Genomic DNA, 3,204 nt, shown 5'->3' with positions numbered 1-3,204 from the left:
TCGTAGTTCTACTACAATTTCTCAAATTTAACATCAAAACTAAGGTGTAAGAAATCTTTTTTTATTAATTTTATCATATAACACACTTGATGGAAATAGATTACATGCAATATAAGATTCGTAATGGAGATTCCCTTCATTCAATTTCTTCCCGGTTAGGAATGACCGTTAAGGAGCTGAAACGGTTTCATAATGCACACTGTGAGAAGGCGGATACCCTTTGGTTTGAAAATATGAATCATGTAGACTTTCTATGGGTTCCGAAGAATTATAAAACTGAAGAACAGAAAGTACAGGAAAAAACAAATAGTCTTCCTTCTTTACAATTATCAAATGCTTTTTATGCTAAGGAATATAAGGTTCGTGAAACGATTCAGATACCATCTGAAGATCTTTTATTGTTAGATTATACCATTATCCTAGACACTCGGGAGGGAAAAGATAAAAGCTACACTGTAACAATCGATCGTAAAGGGTTGACCACAAACGGTAAGATACCCAATGATAAAATGAGTGAACTTTCTCTTGATTGTATGAAAACGCTGTATCCTATTGCTTTTACCATCAATCCTTCAGGCAAAATAACAGGATTTCATGGATATAAAGCATTGATTAAAAAATTCAAAGACCAACGTCCCAAGCTGGAAGAATATCATATTGGAGAAGGTTGTACGATGCTTTTGAATGCTTTTGAAAAACAGATGAGTGATGAAACAGGTTTTTTAAGGCAATTCGACTCTTCCCTGCTCTTCCAAACATTATTTCCTATCAGGGAATGGTTTCACAAAAAAACAACGTGGACTGAAAAACTATATTGTTTTCAAAACTCTTTTCCGGCTATCTTTGATTTATGCATTGAAACGAATCATGATGATCCGGATTATACCGAAACAATCATTCAAGGAAATTTACAGAACATTTGTAGCCTGCAAAGCTTAAAACAGAATAAAAAAAATTCTGATACCGATTCATACGAAGCAATAACGGCAGACTTACAATTACAGTATACCATTCACAAAACACATAAGATTCTATCTCAGGCTGAATCATCTATTGTGATTACCAATGAAGGAGATTTATACAGAAAACACCATCTCACTTTAACACAAATGATATGAAAAATTACACCATTCAACAAGGCGATACTTTCAATTCGCTATCGCAGAAATTCAACATTAAAGATGATGGAGTTTTAAAAACCTATCATAATCTCCATTGTCCGATTGAAGATGTGATGCAGGAACCCATTCCGGGAAAACAAATCATCATTCCTGAAGATCCTGAGTTTTTTGAAACCAAAGAACCGACATCCACCCCAACTTCTGATGATGAAATGACAAATTCCACGAATGAAGATAAGGATAGCGAAGAAGAAAATCAACAGGAAAGTCAGCCATCAGAAAAACCTCAAAAAGAGGAGAAAAAAGATGATGAAAAGAAGAAAGATAATAATTCTGATGATCATGAAAGTATCTATTTTGTCATACAGAAAGCAACCTTACAATGTAATCAGGGATTTACCTTTCCAACCTTAAAAGTTACCAGTCACCAAAAACATTATGCTAATCATTCGGACAATGATCCCGATTATCTTGCTGCAACAGAAGATGATTTGCAACTCAACCCTACCGCAAAGCCATTCGGGCAATGTAAGCTTAAGCCCAGCTCCAGCGGATACCTTCCCTGTACATACGCTCCTTCCGGAAAATGGCAAAAAGTATATGACAAAACAAAAGTAATGGACAAAGCCTGCCTCACCGAACGCTCTGAATTAATGTGCAGTACCGGAGGAAAAATCACTATTCTCAAGCATGGACAGCAAAGCGAAACCACGAAAAGCCATGTAAACAATGCTAATACCCAAGAGCAGCAAGCTTATAATCCTGTGGTAGATTTTGATGCACTTAAAGAGGAAACAGACAACAATGAAGCAGAAGCTTGGTAACCTTTAAAATTAAACACAATGGCAAAAAAAGGAGTTTATAAAATTACAGGAAACATCCATCCCAAAATAGGCGAAAAAACAGTATATCACGTAACAGAATGGTATCCCGACACACCGAATTCAGAGCGTAGAGATGCTTTGGTAACCTGGGAATTATTCAAGAAAAATGATACAGGACAATTTATAACCACCCATATCAAGAAAAAAGGAATCGGTGAATTTACATTTGGGAAACAGTCCTATCAGTCTACTTTTATGGTAGAGGGCTATCTTCACGGCCCTGAACGTAAAGAACCCATGGCAATTATTGTCCACCCACAAAAGAACGACGGCCCAACTTCTAAAGAAAGAGATATCATTGGGGTAAAACTTACCTATCAGGATGGTTCAAACATTACCAAAGCCCTCAGTTATATGGACCGGCTTCGGGCTACCGTTAAATGTCAGAATTTAGAAGGTCAACATCTTACTTTGAGTCTTTGGGAAGACGATGAAAAAGGAGATGGTCACAATAAAAAGAATCAGTTTATCACAAAATCTCCACCTATTGAGGTGGATACCAGAGGCTATGCAAGATGGAACTTCACTTTATTAAGTACCTATATAACTTTAGCCAATAAAAGAGAAGATGATAAAAAACAACATGAATATTATATTCTGGCAGAGTATAACGGAAAACTGCAGACATCAGATAATGTGAACGTTAACAATCCGGAATATAAAGTTCCTCCTCCCACTTCTAGGCCCGCCCCTGCTAAAAAACCAAAGCCTAAACCCGACACCCCAAAAGGCTCTACCCATCAAGGTTCAAGCAATAACCAACCCGATAAAAAAGGGATTATTAAAAAGATCACCTTGGTTGATAAAGACGGAAAACCTTTTAAAAGAAGACCCACATTTGGACAAACCATTAAACTCATTATTGAAGCCCAAGATGTGGTGGGTAAAAAATATAATCTAAAACTCTGGGAACACGACAGCTGGGGAGGTGATGACCTGCTCTACAACAATACCCACACTTTTAAAGCAGACCGACAGGAAGTTCTCATTCCCCTGACCCATGAAATGCAAACGATAGGAGAAATAGGTATTGATCCGAAAAATCCCAACTATGGCGAATACTGGACTGGAAACTGGCAGGAAATATACGCTGAAGTGACGCTTCTTTATATCTCTACCAAATCTCCAATTATCAATGTAGATATAGAGGAAAAACCAAAAGTTCTGGATAACGGAAGAAGTCCGTGGAAGATGGAGAA

Annotated in this window: 3 protein-coding genes; all 3 read left to right on the top strand. The window is 37.2% G+C overall.

Annotation, left to right across the window (positions count from 1 at the left end):
* The first annotated feature begins 89 nt into the window (after window positions 1-89).
* Window positions 90-1,118, top strand: coding sequence for a LysM peptidoglycan-binding domain-containing protein (locus tag BUB80_RS23020; RefSeq protein WP_073298058.1), 1,029 nt, complete (start codon window positions 90-92; stop codon window positions 1,116-1,118).
* A complete protein-coding gene (locus BUB80_RS23015) occupies window positions 1,115-1,945 on the top strand; it encodes a DUF4280 domain-containing protein (protein WP_073298056.1) in 831 nt (276 codons plus the stop codon). Before BUB80_RS23020 ends, BUB80_RS23015 begins: the two co-directional genes overlap by 4 nt.
* An 18-nt stretch (window positions 1,946-1,963) precedes the next feature.
* Window positions 1,964-3,204, top strand: a 1,241-nt coding sequence (locus BUB80_RS23010) for a hypothetical protein (RefSeq protein WP_139262902.1), incomplete at its 3' end; no start/stop codon positions are given.

This window comes from Chryseobacterium polytrichastri, from assembly GCF_900142445.1.
Classification (GTDB): Bacteria; Bacteroidota; Bacteroidia; order Flavobacteriales; family Weeksellaceae; genus Chryseobacterium; species Chryseobacterium polytrichastri.
This window is presented reverse-complemented; position numbering and strand designations above follow the sequence as displayed.